Source organism: Streptomyces sp. NPDC054840 (genome assembly GCF_053611065.1).
Genome location: NZ_JBSGZP010000796.1, coordinates 1 through 3,059, shown reverse-complemented (window position 1 = coordinate 3,059; position 3,059 = coordinate 1). Strand labels below are relative to the sequence as shown.

The window sequence follows — 3,059 nt, the reverse complement described above, 5'->3', positions numbered from 1 at the left end:
GTGCTTCGGCATCCCGCTCGGCGCCATCGCCTACGGCGCCGTCACCCGCACCGACCCGGCGAGCGGCGCCACCCAGGTGACCGGCGAACACCTCGCGCGCTCCCTCCAGGGCCCGTACCTCGGCTCCCTCATCGGCAGCGTCCAGCTCTCCGCCCTCACCGCACTCGTCGGCGGCGTCCTGGGCGTCGTGATCGCCCAGGCCGTGGTCACCTCCCGCTCCGCGGGGCTGCGCAGCGCCGCGCTGACCGCCTCCGGGGTGCTCGCCAACTTCGGCGGCGTACCCCTCGCGTTCGCCTTCATCGCGACCATCGGGATCTCCGGCGTCGTCACCCGGCTCGCCGACCTCACCGACCTCGGCTGGAACCTGTACTCCTTCACCGGCCTCACCGTGGTCTACCTGTACTTCCTGATCCCGCTGATGGTGCTGGTGATCGCCCCGGCGCTGGACGGACTGCGTCCGCAGTGGCGCGAGGCCGCCCAGAGCGGCGGGGCCACCGGATGGCAGTTCTGGCGCCATGTCGGCCTGCCCGTGCTCGCGCCCTCCCTGCTCGGCGGGTTCGTGCTGCTCTTCGGCACCGCCTTCGCCGCTCACGCCACGGCCGCGGCCCTCGTCGGAGGCTCCGTGCCGCTGGTCACGCTCAAGATCGCGGACGCACTGTCCGGGAACGTGCTCACCGGCCAGGAGAACGTGGCGCTCGCCCTCGGCCTCGACATGATCGTGATCGCCGGACTTGTCATGGCGGTCTACCTGCCCCTCCAGCGACGGAGCGCCCGATGGCTGCGATGACCCCGACCACCCGGTACTCCGACAGCGTCCGGGACGCGGGGGAACCGGAGACCGAGGCACCGGGGCGGACACCGGCCCGTCGGCCCCGCCCCAGGATCTGGCGCGGCGCCGTCCTCGCCCTCGCCGGCGCCTACTTCCTCGTCCCGCTCGTCGCCTCGTTCGTCTTCACCGTGCACGTGCCCGGCCAGGGCATCACCTTCGAGGCGTACACCGAGCTGCTCTCCGCCGACGGCTTCACCGAGAGCCTGCTGCTCTCCCTCGGCCTCGCCGCCTCGACCATCGCGCTGTCGCTGCTGCTCGCCGTACCGGCGCTGGTGGCCGTCCGCGTCGGTTCCGCGAGGCTGCGCCCGGTCGTCGAGGTCATGTGCATGCTGCCGCTGGTGGTGCCGCCGATCGCGCTGGTCACCGGCATCACCACCGTGCTGCGCTGGGGACCGGAACACCTGTCACGGACCCCGCTCTACCAGACCTTCATCGCCGTCCAGAACGAGAAGTTCCCCGTCGTCCTGGTCCTCGCCTACACGGTCCTGGCGCTCCCCTTCGTCTACCGCTCGCTCGACGCGGGCCTGCGCGCCGTCGACGTACCGACCCTGGTGGAGGCCGCCCGCAGCTGCGGCGCGAGCTGGCCGTACGTCGTCCTGCGCGTGCTGCTGCCGAACCTGCGGGCCTCCCTCGCCGGCGCCGCCTTCCTCACCCTGGCCCTGGTGCTCGGCGAGTTCACCATCGCCTCTCTCCTCGGGTTCCGGCCCTTCGCCGTGTGGATCGTCTCGATCTCCGGAGCGCAGGCCCGGATGTCGGTGGCCGTCTCCATCCTCAGCCTCCTGATCACCTGGCTGCTCCTGATCGCCCTCTCCCGGGCCGGGACCACCCCCTCCACGGCCGCGGCCGCACCCGCCACCACCTCCCGCAAGGAGTCCTGAGCCCATGTCCAGCACGCCCACCACCCTTCCCCCGGTCAGGAAGCCGACCGATCCGGCCCGGCCCGCGGGCGCGCGCGTCGAATTCCGCGGCCTGCGCAGGGCGTTCGGGTCCACCATCGCCCTCGACGGGCTCGACCTCACCGTCGAACCCGGTGAACTCCTCGCCCTGCTCGGCCCGTCCGGCTGCGGGAAGACCACCGCCCTGCGCGTCGTCGCCGGTTTCGAACAGCCCGACTCCGGCGAGGTCCTCGTCGACGGACAGGACATCACCCGGGTCCCGGCCAACCGCCGCGACGCCGGCATGGTCTTCCAGTCCTACAGCCTTTTCCCGAACCTCAACGCCCGCGACAACGTGGCCTTCGGCCTGCGGGTGCGCAAGGTCGGCGCGGCCGAGCGCCGCGAACGCGCCGCCGAACTCCTCGACCTGGTGGGCCTGCCCGACCACGGCGACCGCTACCCGCACCAGATGTCCGGAGGCCAGCAGCAGCGCGTCGCACTCGCCCGCGCCCTCGCCCTGCGCCCGCGCGTACTCCTGCTCGACGAGCCGCTCTCCGCGCTCGACGCCAAGGTACGCGCGAACCTGCGCGAGGAGATCCGCCGCCTCCAGCTCTCCCTCGGCATCACCACCGTCTTCGTCACCCACGACCAGGAGGAAGCCCTGTCGATGGCCGACCGGGTCGCCGTCCTGAACGCCGGGAAGCTGGAGCAGTGCGCCGCCCCGGCCGAGCTCTACGACCGCCCGGCCACTCCCTTCGTCGCCGAGTTCGTCGGCACCATGAACCGGCTGCCCGGACGGCTCACCGACTCCGGCCTGGTGGATGTGGCGGGCGCGCGCCTGCCCGTCGACGGTCCGCTCCCCGCCACCTCGCAGGTGCAGGTCCTCGTACGTCCCGAGAACGTCACCGTCACCGCCGACGAGGCCGGCCGCGCCACCGTGGTCTCCGCCTCCTTCTTCGGCTCCGTGACCCGGCTCCACCTGGACCTGCAGGGCGGGGTGACCGTCAAGGCCGACCTGCCCTCGCGGGACGCCGGAGCCCTCGTGCCCGGAGCGCGCGCCGCCGTGGGACTGGCCGCACGGCCCGTACTCGTCGTGGCCGGCTCCGAATGAGCGCCCTCTCCGCGGTCCTGTTCGACATGGACGGCACCCTCGTCGACACCGAGGTGCTGTGGTGGCGCACCACGGAGGAGATAGCGGGCGGCCTCGGCCACCGCCTCACCGACGCGGACGCGCCGCAAGTCGTCGGCCGCGCGGTGGAGGACACCGCCGCCCACCTCGTACGGGTCGTGGGAGGGGGAGACCCGTCGGAGGTGGCGGAGGCGCTCACCGAGAGCTTCTTCCGCGGGGTGGAGGC

At 72.8% G+C, this 3,059-nt stretch carries 4 protein-coding genes; all 4 read left to right on the top strand.

The window, feature by feature from the left end; translation table 11 throughout:
- Positions 1 to 787 (top strand): ABC transporter permease (locus tag ACWGIU_RS34140; protein WP_453711985.1); only part of this gene is annotated, 787 nt, incomplete at its 5' end.
- Positions 775 to 1,707 carry an ABC transporter permease gene (locus ACWGIU_RS34135; RefSeq protein WP_453711984.1) on the top strand — a complete coding sequence of 311 codons (933 nt, stop codon included), beginning with the start codon at positions 775 to 777 and terminating at the stop codon, positions 1,705 to 1,707. The genes ACWGIU_RS34140 and ACWGIU_RS34135, both read left to right, overlap by 13 nt.
- A 4-nt stretch (positions 1,708 to 1,711) precedes the next feature.
- Positions 1,712 to 2,815, top strand: a complete 1,104-nt coding sequence (locus ACWGIU_RS34130; protein ID WP_453711983.1) for an ABC transporter ATP-binding protein — start codon at positions 1,712 to 1,714, stop codon at positions 2,813 to 2,815.
- Positions 2,812 to 3,059 (top strand): HAD hydrolase-like protein (locus tag ACWGIU_RS34125; RefSeq protein WP_453711982.1); only part of this gene is annotated, 248 nt, incomplete at its 3' end. The genes ACWGIU_RS34130 and ACWGIU_RS34125, both read left to right, overlap by 4 nt.

Coding starts and splice junctions, on each gene's coding strand:
- ACWGIU_RS34135 (WP_453711984.1), top strand. CDS start 775: ATGGCTGCGATGACCCCGACCACCCGGTACTCCGACAGCGTCCGGGAC.
- ACWGIU_RS34130 (WP_453711983.1), top strand. CDS start 1,712: ATGTCCAGCACGCCCACCACCCTTCCCCCGGTCAGGAAGCCGACCGAT.